Origin of the sequence: Corynebacterium sp. SA-MJD20WY100, assembly GCF_039822565.1 — a bacterium.
In the GTDB taxonomy this organism is placed as follows: Bacteria; Actinomycetota; Actinomycetes; order Mycobacteriales; family Mycobacteriaceae; genus Corynebacterium; species Corynebacterium phoceense_A.
Genome location: NZ_JBCJKS010000001.1, coordinates 231,071 through 249,631 on the forward strand (window position 1 = coordinate 231,071; position 18,561 = coordinate 249,631).

Below are 18,561 nucleotides of genomic sequence, written 5' to 3' on the forward strand. Positions count from 1 at the left end.
GTAGCGTGGGGCGGGTGTTACACAACGTCATCGCCGTCTTCTTCGCCTTGGCGTCGGCGATCGTTGTCGCATGGGGCACCGTCATCCGCCACCGTATCGCGCTCGAGGCCTCCGGCGCGGTCATGCGCACCGCCATGGGCAATCCGTTGTGGTGGGTAGGCACCGGCGCTGCTGTGCTTGCCTATGCCCTCCAACTCGTCGCGCTCGCTTTCGGCACCCTCCTCGTCGTGCAGCCCGTGCTCGTACTCTCCCTCATGTTCACGCTGCCTTTATCCGCGTGGTACTCCAAGCGCCGCATGCCGGGCCACGAGATTTTCTGGTGCGTGGCACTCACCCTCGCCGTGGGCATCCTCGTCCTCTACGGTCGCCCCCAGGCCAGCGAGGAGAATCCCACGTGGTCGGACTGGTGGCCAGCCCTCCTCGTCGGCGCGGTCCTGCTCATCGGCTTGGCCATCGCGGGCGTGCAGTGGCACAAATACCGGGCGCTGGCCTTCGGCACCGCCTGCGGCATCATCTATGGCTACGTCGCGTTGCTGGCGAAGGGGGCGACAACGGAGCTCACTCACGGGGGCATCGGCAGCCTGCTCACCTCGTGGCATCTCTACGCGCTCATCGCGCTCGCGGGCACCGGCACGGTGGTTCAGCAGTATTCCTTCCACGCCGGGCCGCTCACGCACTCGCTGCCCGCGATGACCATCGCGGAGCCCATCCTCGCCTTCGGCATGAGCTACTGGGTGCTCGGCGAGAAATTCTCCGTGTCCTCCGCCGCGGGCTGGGCCGTCATGGCCACCGCGCTCGCGGTGATGATTCTCGCGACCATCGTGCTCGCGCGCGTGCCGGTCGGGCCCAGGCCAGCTCAGAGCGCGGCTAAATAGCCCACTCGAAAACCACCAGCATGTAGGCGCTCACCCACGCCCCGAGGAGCGCCCACGCGCCCACCAGAGTCCAAGCCACCGCCGGGCGCAGAGAACGCACCGCGCGCACAGCCCACGGCATGAGCACGAGGGCGGCGGGCAGCAGCAGGCGCGGGCGCGAGTGCATGAGGCCATCGGAAAGCAAAATATTGGCCTCGAGCGCCGCCGCGAAGAGCCACACGGGCAGATCCAGGCGCCGCCACGCGAGCGCCAGGCACATGGGTGTTGCGATAATGACGCACGTTGCAAGCAGATAGCCCACGTTATCGCCCGCGGTGAGCGTGTTCCAGACCCAGCGCGCCGTGGCGATCCCCATGTCGAACTCGGAATGCCAATTCTCCCGCTGCAGCGCGAAGTAGCCGCGCGGCAGGTGCGCGTTGGCCCACGTGAGGAACCCCAGCAGGCCCAACGGGGAGATCGCGACGCCCACCCAGGCGCGCCACTCCCGGCGCGCGGCCCACACGACGTAGACGAAGAACGCCGCCACCAGGGTTATCGCGGTGAGTCGCACGAGCCCCAGCGCACAGATCATCGCGCCGGCGGTCAGCCACCGCCGGTCGACGAGCGCCACGAGCGCCCAAAACGCCACAGCCCCAAAGAGTGCCTCCGTATACGGCATGGTGAACACGATGGACAGGGGCGCGCTCGTCACGACCGCCGCAGCGGCCAGCTGCCCGGCGCGCCCGGCGCCCATGCGTTGCGCGAGCGCCATAACGCCCGCGGTCATCACCACCGTCAACACGACGTTAAGCGCGATGCTCGCCGCCGCCGAGCCGCCCAACACCCGCAGCAGCAGCGGGAACGCCGGGAAGAAGGCGAAGGATTCCTCCTGCGCGTAGCCTTCGGCGGCAATCCGCAGGTAGTGCTGCGCGTCCCACGCTACGAGCTGCTCCCCCAGCGGCTTGCCATTCGCCGCCGCGAGCACCACAAGCACGGCCACGCGCAGCACCGTCAGCACGCCGGCCAGCGCCGCCGCATCCATCCAGCCGCGCTTGCCGATGCCCCCGTGGGTTCCTGTCGCCTCGATCGTCACCCCAGGCACTTTACCCGGTTCTCGATTATCTCAACACGTGAGATTTCTTGCCGTGGCATGAAACGTAGGGTAGTCTGCGTCACATGACGAACGCGCGCCTTCTCCTTATCGGCCGCGGCGGGATTTAGGCCCTTAATCCTTGTGGGGCCGGTGCCCGTCGCGGATATTTTGCGACGCCGGCCTCCCCCACACCTTTCAACCGATAGGATTTAAGCCATGTCCCCGAATGACGCATACATCTCTGCACCCCGCGAAATCACCACCCCTTCTGGCCCAGCGCGCGACGGCCAGCCCGCCTGGAACAAGCAGCGCGGCTCCTCCATGCCGTTTCACCGCTACCTGCCCTTCGAACAGGAAGTAGAGGTCATCGACCTGCCAGACCGCACCTGGCCGTCGAAGAAAATCACCCACGCCCCTCAGTGGTGCGCGGTCGACCTGCGTGACGGCAACCAGGCACTCATCGACCCGATGAGCCCGCAGCGCAAGCACCGCATGTTCGACCTGCTGCTCAAGATGGGTTACAAGGAGATCGAGGTCGGCTTCCCGTCCGCGTCCCAGACGGACTTCAACTTCGTGCGCGAGATCATCGAGCAGAACAAGATTCCGGACGATGTCACCATCCAGGTCCTCGTTCAGGCGCGCGAGCACCTCATCCGTCGCACTTTCGAGGCCTGCGCGGGCGCGAAGAACGTCATCGTGCACTTCTACAATTCGACGTCCAAGCTGCAGCGTCGCGTCGTCTTCCGCAAGGACAAGGCGGCCATTAAGAAGCTGGCCACGGACGCCGCAACGCTGATTAAGACCATCGCCGCGGACTACCCGGACACCAACTGGCGCTGGGAGTACTCCCCGGAGTCCTACACCGGCACCGAGCTGTCTTTCGCCAAGGAGGTCTGCGACGCCGTCGTGGACATCATGGACGCCACGCCCGAGCACCCCATGATCATCAACCTGCCGTCCACGGTCGAGATGATCACGCCCAACATCTACGCGGACTCCATCGAGTGGATGCACCGCAACCTGGACAAGCGCGACTCCATCATCCTCTCGCTGCACCCGCACAACGACCGCGGCACCGGCGTCGCCTCCGCCGAGCTGGCTTACCTGGCCGGCGCCGACCGCATCGAAGGCTGCCTGTTCGGCAACGGCGAGCGCACCGGCAACGTCGACCTGGTCACGCTGGGCCTCAACATGCTCACCCAGGGCGTCGACCCGCAGATCGACTTCTCCGACCTGCCCACCATCCGCGAGACGGTGGAGTACTGCAACCAGCTGCGCGTGCCCGAGCGCCACCCCTACGGCGGCGACCTCGTCTTCACCGCGTTCTCCGGCTCCCACCAGGACGCCATCAACAAGGGCCTCGACGCCCTGGCCAACGAGGTCCGCCCCGGCGCCATCAACACCGAGGTCTCCTGGGACGAACTGCGCGAGACCACGTGGGAGGTCCCGTACCTGCCCATCGACCCGAAGGACGTGGGCCGCGACTACGAGGCCGTCATTCGCGTCAACTCCCAGTCCGGCAAGGGCGGCGTCGCCTACATCATGAAGACGGACCACGGCATCAACATGCCGCGCGCCATGCAGGGCGAGTTCTCCGCCGTCGTCCAGGAAGTCACGGACTCCGAGGGCGGCGAGGTCAACTCCAAGAACATGTGGGACATCTTTGCGACCGAGTATCTGGACCGCACCACCCCGCTCGAGCAGGTCTCCACCTCCATCAAGAACGCGGAGACCCCGGACGCGGACACCACGCTCAACGTCGACGTCATCTACAACGGCGAGAAGAAGTCCATTACCGGCACCGGCAACGGCCCCATCGCCGCCTACGCGAACGCGCTGGAGGCCCTCGGCATCGACTTCGAGGTCATCGAGTACTCCCAGCAGGCCCGCACCGCCGGCGACGACGCCGAGGCCGCCTGCTACGTCGCCGCCGATGTCAACGGCTCCAAGATCTGGGGCGTCGGCATCGCCGGGTCCACCACCAACGCGTCGCTGCGCGCCATGACGTCCGCCGTCAACCGCGCCCTCGCGTAATTTCCACCCCGCCTAGCGCCCCGGTTATCCTGACATCAAAGGAAAGGGGCGCCATGGCGGACACGTACACAATTCCTGCGACGGGGCTGGGGGCTATCCGGTCCATCGCTCTCCACGAGCTCCATGGCCCTACCCTCGCGCGGCTCACCGGCACCCAAGACCTGCCGGTCACCCTCCACGCCGCGCCCCACGCGCTCCAAGCCCAGCTTGCCGATGCCCCCCTAGGCCTTCTCCCCGCCGCCGACCGCGCCGAATACCCCGAGCTCGATTGGCTCCTAGACCAAGGCTTTACCCCGGAGGTCACCGCCCGCATCACGGTCGACGGCCTCGCCTCTTCCGCCGCCCTGCGCCTGCCCCGCCCGGGCCTTCTCCTGCCCGCGAATAATCCGCCAGCCCAAGCCTGGACGCTCCTGCCACCCGGCTCGCCCGCGGACGCCGTGACGCTCATGGACCTCCCGGACGATATCGGCATCGACAAGCGCTCGCGCCTGCAGCTGCTCACCCGCCTGCGCGCCCTGCCTGATGGCGGCGTCGAGGTCTACCTGGGCAATCACCTCGCCGGGCGCCTGCCCGATGCAGCGGCCGCGCGCCTACACCCCACCATCGTGGCGCACCGCGAGCGTGGCGTCATCGCCGTCGCCCGTGCCTACTACGCCCCGCGCCGTGGCGAGCGCACGCTCACGGTCTACGCCGCGCCCGCCGAGTTCGACCCCACGCACGTCTCGCCTGCCTCCCCACACCAGGACGCGGCCAGCTCGTTTGAGACCACCACTTTCCTCGCCGCGCAAGGCCCCCGCAACGCGGACCTCGATACTCCCACCGCGGACACGTCACGCACGTGGATCTGGTGGCTCGTTGCCGCGCTTATACTGCTCTTGGTTTTCGCCGGCGCCGCGTGGTATTACGTATAACACCCAGCTGTTTTTTCTGCTTTTCAAGCCTGAGAAAAATTAGATAATACCCAAAAATTGGCGTAAAGTCTCAAAGGATAAGACGCGGTGCCTCTCTCCCGCGTCGTGTACGCACCAACCCAAAGGCAGTAACTTATGAGTCATACTCCGTATGTGGTCCCCGACCACGGCTTTGGTGCTGCCCACACTCTGCCCATCAACGGTATCGACGCCGACGTCTTCGCCGGTCTTCTCGGCTCCGCAGACGTGCGAACCGTCTCCGTTATCTTAGGCACCCCCGCCGCGTCTGCGGATGACTCTGTTGGTCTCACCGTCCGCCACGACGGCGTCCAAATCGGCACCATCGACGCGCAGGACTCCGCGGAGTACACGGAGCTCGACTGGCTCCTCGGTGCCGGACTGTCCCCTGAGGTCTCCGCGCGCCTGACGCTCGACGACAACGGCTGGCCGCTCGCCTCCGTCGTCCTTCCCGCTCCCGGCCTGTGCGTGCCGGCGAACAACCCGCCCGCCGTCCGCTGGGCCTTGCTCGACGGCGGCGTCGGCATTCCCGTCCAGGGCATTCCCATGTCGCTGGCGTCCTACCCGCGCGAACCCCAGCACTTCCTCGTCACGCTGCGCGCCCGCCGTTTCCTCGGCCGTCGCTCCGTGTCGGCCTACGTCGACGGCGTCTTCATCGGTACCCTTCGGCGCGATGACGCGCTCCAGCTTGCCGATGCCATCATTTCCTACGACCACTCCGGTCTCGTCTCCGTCGCGCGCGGCTACTACAAGTACAACGAGGGTCACCCGACCCTGACCATCTACGCCGACGCAGAAACACCCGCTCGCAAGCCCTTCGCCGCCATCGCAGGCACCGCCGCCACGACCGGCATGGTCCTCTCCGCCGCCGCTGCCGCGCGCGCCGAGGCCGCCGTCCCCATGACGGGCTTCTTCACCGGCGGCGCCGGCACCGCCGCAACCGGCGCCTCCGCCGGCGCCACGCTCGCCTCCGTGACCTCGCTGGGCTCTTCCGCCACGGGCTCGACGTCCGCGACCTCCACCACCGGCGCATCCGCCACCACCTCCTCCGCAGCCGCGTCAACTGCCACGACGACCGCCGCGACCACGGCCGCCGCCTCGGGCGTGAGCCTCCAGGCCATCGCCGCCGCCTCGACCGCCATCGTCACCGTGGGTGGCCTGGGCGTCGCGACGAACAACATCATCAACGACCAGTCTTCCGATGCCCCCCTCACCGTCGCGTCCGGCCCCTCCACCGCCAGCTCCGCGCGCGATGCCGTCGACGACGGCGCCGTAGACACCGACGCACAGGCCTCCACATCCTCCCGCGCAGGCTCGTCTGCCGACTCCACGCGCTCCGACTCCTCGGCCCGCACGGACGGCGACCGCACCGCAGGCCAGGGTTCCACCCGCGAGGCCACCACGCGCGCAGCACGCTCTACCGCGGCGAACGACACCTCACGCCAGGGCGACGCTGAGACCGCCCAGCGCTCTGCGGCCGGCGCCACCGCCACGGGTACCAACTCGACCGGCACCGCACCGGCCGCCGTCAACCCGACCGTGGCCAACCAGGGCGCCCGCCCCGACACCAACTCCGGCATCTCGCTGGACGAACTGCGCCGCCTTACGCGCGACGACAACCTCATTCTCGCCAAGGACGCCCCGTCCACCACCGCGGCAGCCAGCCCGACCACCACGACTGCGGCCTCTACCCCCGCGACTGCGTCCCCGCTGCCCTCCGCCAGCGTCGTGAACCCCGCTGACAAGACTCTCGCCAACCCCACGCCCACCTCCACCGCCCAGGTCAAGGACACCAAGGCCGAGTCCAACACCGTCATTACGATCGACGACAACAGCGGGTGGGCGTTCGACTTCGTCACGCCTGAAACGACCACGACCACCGCCGCGGCCCCCGCGACGGCGACCACGACTACGACGGCAGCCGAGCCGACGGACGCCCCCACGCCGTCCCCTGCCGAATCCACGACCACCACCGCCCCGACCTCGGCCGTCACGCCGACCACCACTGTTGCACCGACCACGGCGAAGGCCACCGCGACCACCACCGTCACCGCAACTGCGCCCGCCACGCCCGCCACGACGACCACCACGGCACCCGCCACGAGCGCACAGCCCACGACGGAGACCACGCCCGCCACGACGACCACCACGGCCGCCAACACCGCGGACAGGAACTCCGGCACGAACCGATGCGACACGAGCATCGTGGGCTTCATCGTTAACTGCATCATCATTCCAATCTTCGACGGCGGCTCCGACACGGCAACCACCACGGATGAACCCACCGCTGAGGTCACCACGCCCAAGGTCATCGAGGACCCCGCCACGAAGACCCCCGCAGTTCTCGAGCCGACACCCGCAGTCGAAAACACCCCGCAGGAACTCGCCGTCGAAACCCCGACCGAGACCGTCTCCTAACCCACCTCTGGGCGAGTAGCGCGCGGGATTCGAGTCCGCGTCCGTTAAACTCGGAACAATGACAGATTCCCCGCGCGAGCACGACCGGCTCACTGATATCGCGGACTACCCGTATGTCGCGGTGACCATCCAAACCACCGGCATCCATCCGTCGACCGGGCGCCTGCTCACCCTCGACGCCCTGACCTTCAACGACGCCGGCGAGACCGGCCGCGACTTCCACGCGGTCCTCAACCCCGACACCGACCGCGGCCCTCGCCACCAGCACGGCCTCGAAGCCGACGCCGAGGGCCAGCAGTTCTCCAAAATCCTCAAGCCGCTCGATCGGCTCATCGACGGCCGCACCCTCATCGTCCACGACACCCCGTACACGTGGGGGTTCCTCGTCGCCGAGGCCCGCCGCGCCATGACCGCCGCCGCCCGCGCCAACCGTTCCCGCGGCCGCAATCGCCGCCGCCGTCAGCGCGTGGGCCATGTTCCCACGCCCGAGCGCATCATCGACACGCTCGCCACCGCTCGCCGCGCCGAGCAGGACTTCACCGACATCCGTCTCGCCGCCGTCGCCGGTCACGACGCCACCGCGACCGCCGAGCGCGCAGCCCAGCCCGAGGCCGAGACCTCCCGCGCCGCGACCCAGATGCTCATTGAGCTCTACCGTTCCCAGGACGAGCACTCGAGCTACGCCCCGGACGACCTGCGCGCCGACCGCTTCGGCCTGCAGCGCTCCGAGGTCCGCGTCGACGCCGCCCAGGCCCCGCGCCTCCACCACAACTCGGGCTTCTGGCACCGCGGTGAGCAGGTCCGCAAGGGCATGGAGTTCGTCGTCGCGCCCGAGACCCGCATCGACCCGGACGAGCTCATCGCCGCCGGCGTCACCGCGGAGCTCAACTACGTGGAGAAACTCTCGCGGGAGACCTCACTCGTCGTGTGCAACCGCCGCCACGACCTCGTGGGCAAGGCCATGCACGCGCACCGCAAGGACATCGAGCTCGTCACGGACGAGGAGTTCCTCGAACTTCTCCAGGACGTCGCCGAGCCTGCCGATGCCCCCGAGCCCGCAGCGCCGTCCCAACACCCCATTCCCAACGCGAATAACCGGTCGAGGTCCCGCAATGCGCAGGGCGGCAAGTCCGGCGGCAAGCGCCGCCGCGGCTCGCGCGGTGGCAATCGCCGGCGTCGCGGGCGCGGTCGCGGTGGCAACAACGGCCACAAGGGCGGCGGCAATGACAACCACAAGAAGGAGAGCTAAATGGGTGTCCTAGGAAAGGCTCGCACCGCGGTCGCAAAGACCGCAGCCAAGGCCGCGACGTACGCCTCGCGTGCGACCGGTCGCGGCGCCGGCGGCATGATCGGCGGCCTCATCGCCGGAGCCATCGACCCACACATCATGGGCGAACTCGCCGGCGGACGCCCGGCCGTCCTCGTCACTGGCACGAACGGCAAGTCTACGACGACCCGCATGCTCGCCGCGGCCTTGCGCACCCGCTTCGCCGTGGCGACGAACGACGGCGGCGACAACATGGACGCCGGCATCATCTCCGCGCTCCTGGCGAGCCCGGACGCCTCACACATCGTGCTCGAGGTCGACGAGCTCCACGTCCCCCACGTCGCAGACAACATCACTCCGCAGGCGCTCGTGCTGCTCAACCTCTCCCGCGACCAGCTCGACCGCGTCGGCGAAATCAATAAGATTGAACGCGCCCTGCGCGGCGCCGTCGAGGCCCACCCAGACATGCTCGTCATCGCCAACTGCGACGACGTGCTCATGACCTCCGTGGCCTACGACGCGAAGAACGTCATCTGGGTCTCCGCCGGCGCCGGCTGGCTCGGTGATTCCGTCACCTGCCCGCGCACCGGCGGCCACGTCGTGCGCACCGAAAACGACTGGTACGCCGTGAAGAAGCTCGAAGACGGCCGCGAATTCCGCCGCCCGACGCCGAGCTACACGGTGACGGACGCGGGCCTGGAGGCGAACGGGGGCATCGGCAAGCTGGAGCTGGCGCTTCCGGGCCGTGCGAACCGCGGCAACGCAGCGCAGGCCATCGCCGCGGCCGTCGAGGCCTTCGACATCCCGCAGGCTGACGCCACCCGCGCGTGCGAGACCGTCGACGACGTCGCCGGCCGCTACTCCACCGTGCACCTCGGAGACCACGAGATTCGCCTGCTGCTCGCGAAGAACCCCGCCGGCTGGCAGGAAGCGCTGTCCATGGTCGACCGCACCGCGGACGGCGTGGTCATCGCCGTCAATGGCCAGGTCGCTGACGGCGTCGACCTGTCCTGGCTATGGGACGTGAAATTCGAAGACTTCGACCGGATTGCGGTCAAGGCCGCCGGCGAGCGCGGCACCGACCTGGCCGTGCGCCTCGTCTACGCCGACATCTCGCACGAACTCATTCCCGACCCGCTCGACGCTATCCGCGCCTGCCCGCCCGGCCGCGTGGAGGTGCTTGCCAATTACACGGCGTTCCGCGATCTCCGCAAGGCCTTGCTCCGCACGGCGAACCAGGAGGACAACAATGCTTAATATCGGACTCATTCTTCCCGACGTCCTCGGCACCTACGGCGACGACGGCAACGCGCTCGTCCTGCGCCAGCGCGCCCGCATGCGCGGTATCGACGCGGAGATTCACCGCGTGCTGCTCGGCGAGCCCATCCCCTCGACGTTTGACCTCTACACGCTCGGCGGCGGCGAGGATACCGCGCAGATTCTCGCGGCGGAGCACTTCATCAAAGACGGCGGCCTCACCCGCGCCGCGAACGCTGGGCGCCCCATCCTCGCGATCTGCGCGGGCCTGCAGGTGCTGGGCACTTCCTTCCGCGCGTCCGGCCGCATGGTCGACGGCCTCGAGCTTATCGATGCCACCACCGCCGGCCTGGCCAAGCGCGCCATCGGCGAGGTTGTCTCGACGCCCACCGGCGCCGTGCCAGGCCTGACCGATACGCTCACCGGCTTTGAGAATCACCTCGGCGCGACCATCCTCGGCCCCGACGCGACCCCGCTGGCGCGCGTGACGCGCGGCAACGGCAACACGGACTCCACCGCGGCAACCGCCGCCGGTGCTTCTGCCGACCAGGTCGGCACCGAGGGCGCAGTCCAGGGCTCCGTCATCGCGACGTACATGCACGGCCCAGCGCTCGCCCGCAACCCGCAGCTCGCGGACATCCTGCTCGCGAAGGCGATGGACACCACCGTCGAGAAGCTCGGCCCGCTCGACATTCCGGCTGTCGATCGCCTGCGATCTGAGCGCCTGGCGTAAAACGGCATGCCGAAGTGCCCGCCCCTCGGGGCGGGTTTCGTGGTTTTTCTAGTTATTGGTGCAGGGCAGATCCGGCCCGAACTCCCGGCGCTTCCAGAACCTGCCCTCGGCGTCTTTGTAATAGACGTCCCCATCCCGTTTCTTCATGTTGTGATACTCGCAGAGCATGAGGATGTTGTCGATATTCGTCTCCCCACCCTTCGACCACGCCAGCAGATGGTCCGCCTGCAACAAGTTAAACGGCCGGTGACACTCCGGATCCTGACACACATGCTGCACCGCCGCGGCCAACTCCTTCTGCGCCGCGCTAAAGTACCGCTGCAACCGATACTGCTTCACCGGCTCATTGCGGGCGTTAACAAACGTCGCCAGCCCAATGCCCTCCAGCAACTCAGCCATAATGTCCTCGCCCGTACGCCACGTCCCATCCAACGCCCGGACCCTAATGTCTTCCGTATTGCCCTGAATCAACTGCGCCATCACAGGCAACGGCACAATAATATGCAACATCTTCCGCGGCGCCGCGAGCTTCGCCTCACCCGCCGCATGCAGCTTCAAGCCCTCATAGACCGCCTCCAGGCCGCCCTCAGCCACGCCGGGTAGCCCATTGATAAAGTCCATGAGCCACCCCTCATCCGAGCGCACAATCAGCCGGTTGCGCCCGTCCTTGCCAAACGCCACTGACGCCTCGTTGACCGGCTTCGGCTTTGTGATGTGTTTGGCCGCGACTTTCTCCAGCTCGCCTTCGAGCGTGCCACACAAAATCACCCGCAGGTCATTCGGCCTATCGGATTTCTGTGCCAAATTCTCGATCTTCTCCAGCACCCGCAACCCGTGGTTGCGCGCACGCGCAGCCGCCCGCGCCTCGTCAATACGCGCATGGCCCGACTCCCAGTACACCTTAGCCAACCGCAAGAACAGCGACGCATCAATGTTGTTAATGCCCGCATCCCACAGCTGCTTGCGCGTCATCCCGCGCACGGACTTGAGAGAGTCGACGTTGTGGCGCTTGTAGTCGTCGATGAGAGAAGTTGTCATGCCTCACACGCTACGAAGCCTTGTCAACCCCGCGCAATGGCACGCCCCAGCACAGCGTCACAATCTGTGGATAACCATAACGACAAAACTAGTTATCCACAGGCTGCGCGGCGGGATCCTGGCACCCCACCCAGGATTCCTGTATTCTGTCGCGCGCACGCGGACAGGCCCTCACAACTACCGCACAGCCAGACGCCCCGACAGCGCACGCGACAACGTCAACTCATCCACAAACTCCAAGTCCCCGCCCAGCGGCATACCCGACGCTAGTCGCGTGATCTTCAAATCCGGGAAGTCCCGCAGCAACCGCACGAGGTAGGACGCCGTCGCCTCACCCTCCGTATTGGGATCGGTGGCGAGGATGACCTCCTTGATGTCGGGGGCGGCATCGTAAAGCGGGTGCTCCGGCGTGGAATCCGCGAGCTCGCGGTCCTCGAGCACCCCGCCAATCCGCTGGAGCAGCTGCGCGATGTTCAAGTTCTTCGGCCCGATATTCGCCAGCGGGTCGAGCGCCCCGCCCAGCACGTGATAACGCCCGTTGTACTCACCCGTGCGCTCGATGACCTGGATGTCCTTGGGTTCCTCCACCACGCAAATCGTCGACGCGTCACGCTGCGAGTTGATACAAATCCGGCACACGTCCTCGCGCGAGATATTGCAGCAAATACGGCAGAACGTCACACCGTCGCGCACCGCCCCCAGCGCGTCCTGCAAACGCGTGATGTCCTCCGGTTCCATGTGCAGCACGTGGAACGCAATACGCTGCGCCGACTTCGGCCCCACTCCCGGCAGACGCGAAAACTCATCGATGAGGTCCTGTAGCGGTCCTTCGAACACGCAAACTCCTTATATAAAACGCACAAAAGCCGCGGCAGAACCGCGGCTTTCAGGGGCCAAATTTACTGCTGGCCGAAGACGTCGCCGAAGTTCGGGCCGTCATAGTTCTGCTGCGACTGGCCCATGCCCTGCGACAGCGGGCCAATCTTCTCCTGTGCCAGCCTACCGGCTGCCGCATGTGCTTCCTTGTAAGCACCGATGATGAGGTCCTTGAGCGTGTCGACGTCCTCCGGGTCCACGATGGACTTGTCGATCTGCAGGTCGACGAGCTCCGCGCCGCCGGTCATGGTGATGGAGACCAGGCCGTTGCCGGCGGTACCGGTGACGTTGGTGGCCAGGATCTCCTCCTGCGCCTTCGCCAGCTCGGCCTGCACGCGGGACGCCTGGTTAATGAGTTCCTGCATGTCGAAGCCCTGCTGCTGCGGATCCGGGGTGGTCATCGTAATGCCTTTCGTAGGGTGAATTTTACTTCGAACCAGTGTACCCGTCAGGCCCGCCGCGCGCCGAGCTCTTGCTCGAGCAACTCGACGGCGACTTCCATCGCGGTGCGGTGGTCATGCTGGCCCGCGGTACGGGCTTCTTCGACCATCATGCGTTCTTCCTCGTCGCGGTCCACCGGTGCTCCAGGCGCTGCCTCGCTTGCCGATGCCCCCACGCCTCCATTCGCCTGAGCCCTCGCCGCCGCCATGCGCGCCTGCGCCGCGCTCGCCGCGGACTCCGGCTGCGTTGCAGCCGGTCGTTGCGGCATGCGCTGCGGCTGCTGTTGGGCAGGCTGGGAAGTCTGGGCCGGTTGAGCTGGCTGGGCCTGCTGCGGCGCCGACTGCTGCAGCTGTTGCATGTCGGGACGCGGAGGCGCCTGGCCGGCCTCGGGGTCCGGCGGCAGGAACTCCGGCGGTGCGAAGTCTTCCTCCGGGCCCGGGTCCGGCGGCAGCGGCACGCCGTCGCTAAACGACGGCGTGTGCTTGTTCCACTCCTCGTAGGCCTGGCGCTTGGACTCCGCAGCCTGCGCGATGCGGCTGCGCCAATCGGGCTTGTCTTCCTGCGGCTGTTGCTGCGACGCGGGCGCTGACGACGCCATCGGCTGCTGAGGGTGTGCCTCGGCGGCCTCCTCACGGCGCAGGTGCGGCGTTGGGTCGGGACGCGGCGGCAGGTGATGGTGCGCCTCCTGTTGGGCAGGCTGTGCTTCCTCGCCGATCGGTCGCGGCGAGCCCCAGCCCTTACGGGCCGTCGGCTGCGGGGATGACTCTGCCGGCTCCTGGGGCGACTCAGCCGACTCCGTCGACTCCGCCTCCTCGCCGATGGGGCGTGGGGCGCCCCAGCCCGATGCCGACGTCGGCCCGGGCGTGACGGACGGCTCCGGCGCGGGGGTGGAGGGGGCATCGGAAGGCTGGGGCTGGTTAGGACTCTCTGCCTCCTTGTCGTCCGTCTCACGGGCGGGCTGATTGGGGTTCCATGCCTGGCGCGGCTGCGCGAGCGGCGGGAGGCCGGCGGCCTCGGGCGAGGTGCCGACGATGCACTCGACCTTCAGCGTCGTGCCCGTCTTCTCCGCGAGGACGGCGGCAATGTCTTTGTTCTTCGCCTCATCGTTGATGCGGTGCGCAAGCGCCCCGGTCGTGTGGCCAAGGATGAGCGTGTCATCGCGCAGTCCGAGGACACGCGCCTCGGTGAGCATGATCTCGGCGACCTTGTTGCGCTGGCCAATTGCGGTGCGCAGCTCGGCCCACGAGGTGCGAATCTGCTCGAGAAGCTCGGGGCCCGGGGCAGTCTGCTGCTGCGGAGTCTCGGCCGCGGGCTGGGTCTGCTCCGGCTGCGGCGGCTCCTGTCGCTGCTGCGTAGGCTGCTGGGCTTGCTCTGGCTGCTGCTCCTGGCGCGGGGCGGGCTGTTGCGGCTGCGCGGGTTGCTGCTGAGCAGGCTGTTGGGGCGCGGGCTGGGCCGGCGGAGTGGCGGCCGCAGCCGAGGCGGCGCGGCGAGCGGCGAGGAGCGCGGCACCGGCCTGGGCGCCGGTCTGCGCGCCGGCGGTGGCAGACGGCACGGAGGCCGCGGGGGCGCCGGGGCCAGCGGCCGAGGCGGCGGCGGATCCCGCGGGAACGCCGGCCGTGACGCCGGAAGGGGCCGGGGCGGATAGCAGGCGCGCGCCCATGATTTCCAGGAGCAGGCGCGGGGAGCTGGCGCCACGAAGCTTGGGCAGCTCCTCATTGAGCGCGGAGGCGAGGTAGGCCAGCTGCGCGTTGGAGAAGGCGGCGGCCTCGTTGATCATGGCCTCGGCGCGATCCTCGGGCACAGCGACGAGGCCGGCGGCGACGGCATCGGGCACGGCTTGGAGCACAAGCAAGTCGCGGAGGCGGTCGAGCAGATCGGTAGCGAAACGGCGGGGTTCCTCGCCGCTTTCGACGACGGCATCGATAAGCTGGAAGAACGCGGCCTTGTCACCGGCGGCGAGGGCGGCGACGGCGTCGTCGATGACCGAAATGTCCGTGATGCCGAGGAGCGGGCGCGCGAGATCGTAGGTGAGCCCATCGGGGCCGGCACCAGCGAGGAGCTGGTCGAGGATGGACAGGGTGTCACGCGGGGAACCGCCGCCCGCGGAGATGACCATGGGGTAGACGGAATCTTCGACCGTGACGCCCTCGGCGGCGACGGTGCGCTGGAGTAGGCCCTTCATCGCGGACGGGGTGAGCAGGCGGAACGGGTAGTTGTGCGTGCGCGAACGGATGGTGGGCAGCATCTTCTCCAGCTCGGTGGTGGCGAAGATGAAGATGACGTGCTCCGGCGGCTCCTCGACGACCTTGAGCAGCGCGTTGAAGCCCGCATTCGAAATCATGTGGGCCTCGTCGATGATGAAGATGCGGTAGCGCGACTCAGCAGGCGCGAAGTAGGCGCGGTCGCGCAGATCGCGCATGTCGTCCACGCCGTTATGCGAGGCGGCGTCGAGCTCCGTGACGTCCAGATTGCCGGGGCCGCCGGGCGCGAGCGAGACACAGGAATCGCACACGCCGCAGGGCGTCGAGGTGGGGCCTTGCTCGCAGTTGAGCGAGCGGGCCATGATGCGCGCGGAGGAGGTCTTGCCACAGCCGCGCGGGCCGGAAAACAGGTAGGCGTGATTAATACGCCCCGCGTCGAGCGCGGTGGACAAGGGCCGGGTGACCTGCTCTTGGCCTACCACCTCGGCGAAGGTTGCTGGACGATATTTCCGGTAAAGAGCCACGGTTGCACAGTCTACCGTCTAGCGCGCGCGGGCAAAGCTGGGCGGCGACCAGAAAAGGCGCCAGGAAAGACGCGGGGTTAGGACTCGAAACGCGACCAGTCGAGGAGGTCGATCTCAGACTCAGCGACGGCGTCCTGGAGCGCTGGCACGCCTTCCTCGACGGCGTAGGCGTACTCGGAATCCGTGAGCGCCACGAGCTGAAGCATGAGCGTCCAGCGGCCATCCAGCTTGACCTGTGGCGTGGGCCCGCCCCAGAGCCAAGGAGCAACGAGGACGCCGTGGCGACCCGGGCCCAGCTTGGGCAGGAGGGTGCCCGGCTGGGCGGGGATGACGCGGGCGGCATCGAGAAGCTCAGTGGCTTCCGTGATAAGAGCGGCGAGGGAGGACAAGGGGGCGCGGGCGACGGTGAGAATCTCCGCGCGCACGTCCATGCCCTCCGCGGAAAGCCCCGTGGAGACCTCCGCGAAGCGCGTCGTGGCGACGAGGTTCTCGTCATTGTCCAGCGACGCGTAGGCCAAGCCATTCTCAAAGCGCAACGGCGCCGGGATAATATTGGCCAACCAGGCTTGGGTCTCCGCGGCGTTCATTTACGCCCCGAGCTTCTCCAGCGCCGCGAGCAGGACGCAGGTGGCTACGCCGTCCATGGCAGTCTCGATCTCAGCCTGCGGCGGCAGCGACGGCGCCAGACGGATGTTGCGGTCGTTGGGGTCCTCGCCGTGCGGGTACGCAGAACCAGCCTTGGTGAGCACGATGCCCGCATCCTTGGCCAGCTCCCACACGCGGGTCGCGGTGCCGTCGATGACGTCGAGGGAGATGAAGTAGCCGCCCTTGGGCTCGGTCCAGCGGGCGACCTCGTACTCGCCGAGGCGCTCGGAGAGGATGCGCAGGACCGCGTCGAACTTAGGCGCGAGGAGCGCTGCGTGACGGCGCATGACCGAGCGCACGCCCTCAGCCGAGCCGAAGAACTCGTAGTGCGCGAGCTGGTTAATCTTGTTCGGACCAATGCCGCGGATGCCCGCAAAAGAGCGGTACCACTCGAGGTTCTCCAGCGAGGACGCGAAGAACGCGACGCCCGCGCCGGCGAAGGTGATCTTCGACGTCGAGGACATCACCCAGAAGCGGTTCGGGTTGCCAGCCTCGCGCGCGTAGTCGAGGATGGGCAGAATCTGCGGGAAATCCTCGGTGAGCGTGTGGACCGCGTACGCGTTGTCCCACACGACGCGGAAGTCCGGGGTGGCGGTCTCCAGAGAGGCGAGCTCGCGAGCGATCTCTTCCGAGATGGTCACACCCGTCGGGTTGGAGAACATCGGCACCGTCCACATGCCCTTGACCTGCGGGTCCTGGACGAGCTCGCGAATGGCGCCCATGTCCGGGCCGTCCTCGAGCATAGGCACGGTGATGAGCTCGTAGCCGAACTTCTCGGTGATCGCGAAGTGGCGGTCGTAGCCCGGCACCGGGCAAATCCACTTCACGGTCTCTTCTTGGCCCCACGGGCGCTCCGAGTCGTTCGTGCCCCACGTGTGCGCGAACGAAATGAGGTCGAACATGATGTTGAGCGAGGAGCCGTCCGCCGCGAGCAGGTTCTCCGCCGGAATGCCCAGCAGCTTGCCCCACAACTCGCGAATCTCACGGATGCCGTCCAGGTTGCCGTAGTTACGCAAATCGTTGCCCGCAGCGTCGGTGTAGTTGCCCTCGCCCGGCAGGGACAGTAGGTCATTAGCCAGGTCCGACTGTGCCTTGGAGGGCTTGCCGCGCGTGAGGTTGAGCTGCAGACCCTTGGCCTTGAGCGCCTCGTAGTCCTTGCGGGTGCGCTCAGCGAGTTCCTTGAGCTGATCAGCATCGAGTGATAGCAGCGACATGGTGGCCTTCCCTAGTGGTGAACGAATTGCTATGCCGCACACAGTGTAGCCGACTCCCCGCCCCGAAAACGTTTAACGGACCCCGCGCACCCGCCAGAGCCTCCTGACCCTTGCTGCATTCCTGCCCTGGGGGAGTTCAGAGGATAAACGCCACGCGGAATCCTGTCCCCTACCTTAACCGGTGTTCCTCATTCGTTCCAAACCCGGGGCCTTGCTTCCCGATGCCCCCTCGCGCGCCCTTGGTGCGCCGCGACGCACATCGCGCCGCCGTGCGTCGGTACGATTCTTGCCGTGAGCTGGCGATTTTGCGTGATTGCTACGGCCTGATAATGTTTCTCAGCGGAGGATTCGACTAGCGGCCTATGTCACACGCCTGGAACGCGTGCGGGAGTCACATCCCTCAGGGGTTCAAATCCCCTATCCTCCGCCAAAGGAAATCCCGGCTCTTTAAGAGTCGGGATTTTTTGGATCTTGGGACACCCCGGGGTCGCGGGCCTGCCTTAACGTTTGGGGTCGAGTTCGGATGCGAAAAGCAGAGGCGGCCTGCGTCCAGTGCCTCGCCGTGTGCCACGAAACGCCCAGCTTTGATGCCACGATCGTGCACGCTTCCTGCGTCGAAATGTTCTCCACCAGGATGCGGTCTTCCACGAGGCGGCCCACACGGTCCTTCGCATCCGGATCACATTATCTCGGCATGTGCCTTGTTTTCCCAGCAACGCAAACGGAACAAAACCTGGGGCAGGCGCAACGCCCCATCGTTGAACCCGAAGGTGCGGACGCTGAGCGCCTGGATCCAGAACGCCCCGGGGAGCTTGTCCAAGGTAATGGAGGCACCGTCCACAGCGCCCCACACGAACGCGGACCAGGACTGCGACATGGAATAGACGGCCACGCTGTAATAATCGTGCACAAGCCCGAGCGTGATGCCCAGGGCGTACACGGTGCCGCCGCAGCGAGGATAAGCGCCAGCCCGGCGAGGTGAAGTCTGACTTTCATAGCGTTCAAGCTACAAAGTGCACCTCGGTCAAGGCTGTGGC

General features: G+C 67.1%; 15 protein-coding genes, 1 tRNA gene and 1 other RNA gene. 8 read left to right on the top strand and 9 right to left on the bottom strand.

Annotation, left to right across the window (positions count from 1 at the left end; translation table 11 throughout):
- The first annotated feature begins 14 nt into the window (after positions 1–14).
- Entirely contained in the window at positions 15–875 is an 861-nt protein-coding gene (locus ABJ196_RS01100) for a DMT family transporter (RefSeq protein WP_347304848.1), read from the top strand.
- Here ABJ196_RS01100 and ABJ196_RS01105 read toward each other — a convergent pair.
- The gene (locus tag ABJ196_RS01105; protein WP_347304849.1) at positions 868–1,947 is read right to left on the bottom strand and encodes a mannosyltransferase family protein; all 1,080 of its coding nucleotides are present in this window, start codon (positions 1,945–1,947) and stop codon (positions 868–870) included. The two genes, ABJ196_RS01100 and ABJ196_RS01105, sit on opposite strands and share 8 nt — an antisense overlap.
- Before the next feature lie 216 nt (positions 1,948–2,163).
- On the opposite strand from ABJ196_RS01105, the gene leuA reads away from it, so the two are divergent.
- The 6 genes from leuA (at position 2,164) to ABJ196_RS01135 (ending at position 10,585) form a co-directional block, all read left to right on the top strand.
- Positions 2,164–3,981: a 2-isopropylmalate synthase gene (leuA, locus tag ABJ196_RS01110; RefSeq protein ID WP_347304850.1), complete on the top strand. Its 1,818-nt coding sequence runs from the start codon at positions 2,164–2,166 to the stop codon at positions 3,979–3,981.
- Positions 3,982–4,034: 53 nt separating this feature from the next.
- Complete coding sequence (locus ABJ196_RS01115) at positions 4,035–4,892, top strand: hypothetical protein (protein WP_347304851.1); 858 nt, start codon at positions 4,035–4,037, stop codon at positions 4,890–4,892.
- A 135-nt stretch (positions 4,893–5,027) separates the two neighbouring features.
- Positions 5,028–7,328, top strand: a complete 2,301-nt coding sequence (locus ABJ196_RS01120; protein WP_347304852.1) for a hypothetical protein — start codon at positions 5,028–5,030, stop codon at positions 7,326–7,328.
- A gap of 58 nt (positions 7,329–7,386) precedes the next feature.
- The gene (locus tag ABJ196_RS01125; protein ID WP_347304853.1) at positions 7,387–8,577 is read left to right on the top strand and encodes a DNA polymerase III subunit epsilon; all 1,191 of its coding nucleotides are present in this window, start codon (positions 7,387–7,389) and stop codon (positions 8,575–8,577) included.
- Entirely contained in the window at positions 8,578–9,852 is a 1,275-nt protein-coding gene (locus tag ABJ196_RS01130; protein ID WP_347304854.1) for a MurT ligase domain-containing protein, read from the top strand.
- Positions 9,845–10,585 (top strand): glutamine amidotransferase, encoded by a 741-nt coding sequence (locus ABJ196_RS01135; protein WP_347304855.1) that lies wholly within the window; start codon positions 9,845–9,847, stop codon positions 10,583–10,585. Before ABJ196_RS01130 ends, ABJ196_RS01135 begins: the two co-directional genes overlap by 8 nt.
- A gap of 48 nt (positions 10,586–10,633) precedes the next feature.
- Here ABJ196_RS01135 and ABJ196_RS01140 read toward each other — a convergent pair whose 3' ends face one another.
- The 7 genes from ABJ196_RS01140 to ffs all read right to left on the bottom strand — a co-directional run bounded on the left by ABJ196_RS01140 (position 10,634) and on the right by ffs (position 17,690).
- Positions 10,634–11,623 carry an HNH endonuclease signature motif containing protein gene (locus ABJ196_RS01140; RefSeq protein ID WP_347304856.1) on the bottom strand — a complete coding sequence of 330 codons (990 nt, stop codon included), beginning with the start codon at positions 11,621–11,623 and terminating at the stop codon, positions 10,634–10,636.
- A 177-nt stretch (positions 11,624–11,800) separates the two neighbouring features.
- Complete coding sequence (gene recR / locus ABJ196_RS01145; protein ID WP_066513107.1) at positions 11,801–12,460, bottom strand: recombination mediator RecR; 660 nt, start codon at positions 12,458–12,460, stop codon at positions 11,801–11,803.
- 62 nt (positions 12,461–12,522) lie between these two features.
- Positions 12,523–12,900, bottom strand: coding sequence for a YbaB/EbfC family nucleoid-associated protein (locus ABJ196_RS01150; protein WP_066486030.1), 378 nt, complete (start codon positions 12,898–12,900; stop codon positions 12,523–12,525).
- Positions 12,901–12,947: 47 nt separating this feature from the next.
- Positions 12,948–15,665: a DNA polymerase III subunit gamma and tau gene (locus tag ABJ196_RS01155; protein WP_347304857.1), complete on the bottom strand. Its 2,718-nt coding sequence runs from the start codon at positions 15,663–15,665 to the stop codon at positions 12,948–12,950.
- Positions 15,666–15,742: 77 nt separating this feature from the next.
- Positions 15,743–16,252, bottom strand: coding sequence for a suppressor of fused domain protein (locus tag ABJ196_RS01160; protein WP_347304858.1), 510 nt, complete (start codon positions 16,250–16,252; stop codon positions 15,743–15,745).
- Positions 16,253–17,524, bottom strand: coding sequence for an aminotransferase class I/II-fold pyridoxal phosphate-dependent enzyme (locus ABJ196_RS01165; protein WP_347304859.1), 1,272 nt, complete (start codon positions 17,522–17,524; stop codon positions 16,253–16,255).
- A gap of 71 nt (positions 17,525–17,595) precedes the next feature.
- An RNA gene (gene ffs, locus ABJ196_RS01170) (signal recognition particle sRNA small type) lies at positions 17,596–17,690 on the bottom strand.
- A 175-nt stretch (positions 17,691–17,865) separates the two neighbouring features.
- Between ffs and ABJ196_RS01175 the strand changes: the two genes are divergently transcribed.
- A tRNA-Ser gene (locus ABJ196_RS01175) sits at positions 17,866–17,954 on the top strand.
- Between the two features lie 249 nt (positions 17,955–18,203).
- Here the strand turns inward: ABJ196_RS01175 and ABJ196_RS01180 are convergent.
- Positions 18,204–18,416 carry a hypothetical protein gene (locus ABJ196_RS01180; protein ID WP_347304876.1) on the bottom strand — a complete coding sequence of 71 codons (213 nt, stop codon included), beginning with the start codon at positions 18,414–18,416 and terminating at the stop codon, positions 18,204–18,206.
- Positions 18,417–18,561 lie beyond the last annotated feature (145 nt).

Excerpts from the sequence above, each read along its gene's own strand:
- ABJ196_RS01130 (WP_347304854.1), top strand. The coding sequence starts at position 8,578 with ATGGGTGTCCTAGGAAAGGCTCGCACCGCGGTCGCAAAGACCGCAGCC.
- ABJ196_RS01135 (WP_347304855.1), top strand. The coding sequence starts at position 9,845 with ATGCTTAATATCGGACTCATTCTTCCCGACGTCCTCGGCACCTACGGC.
- ABJ196_RS01150 (WP_066486030.1), bottom strand. The coding sequence starts at position 12,900 with ATGACCACCCCGGATCCGCAGCAGCAGGGCTTCGACATGCAGGAACTC.
- ABJ196_RS01140 (WP_347304856.1), bottom strand. The coding sequence starts at position 11,623 with ATGACAACTTCTCTCATCGACGACTACAAGCGCCACAACGTCGACTCT.
- ABJ196_RS01160 (WP_347304858.1), bottom strand. The coding sequence starts at position 16,252 with ATGAACGCCGCGGAGACCCAAGCCTGGTTGGCCAATATTATCCCGGCG.
- ABJ196_RS01115 (WP_347304851.1), top strand. The coding sequence starts at position 4,035 with ATGGCGGACACGTACACAATTCCTGCGACGGGGCTGGGGGCTATCCGG.
- ABJ196_RS01125 (WP_347304853.1), top strand. The coding sequence starts at position 7,387 with ATGACAGATTCCCCGCGCGAGCACGACCGGCTCACTGATATCGCGGAC.
- ABJ196_RS01120 (WP_347304852.1), top strand. The coding sequence starts at position 5,028 with ATGAGTCATACTCCGTATGTGGTCCCCGACCACGGCTTTGGTGCTGCC.
- ABJ196_RS01165 (WP_347304859.1), bottom strand. The coding sequence starts at position 17,524 with ATGTCGCTGCTATCACTCGATGCTGATCAGCTCAAGGAACTCGCTGAG.
- leuA (WP_347304850.1), top strand. The coding sequence starts at position 2,164 with ATGTCCCCGAATGACGCATACATCTCTGCACCCCGCGAAATCACCACC.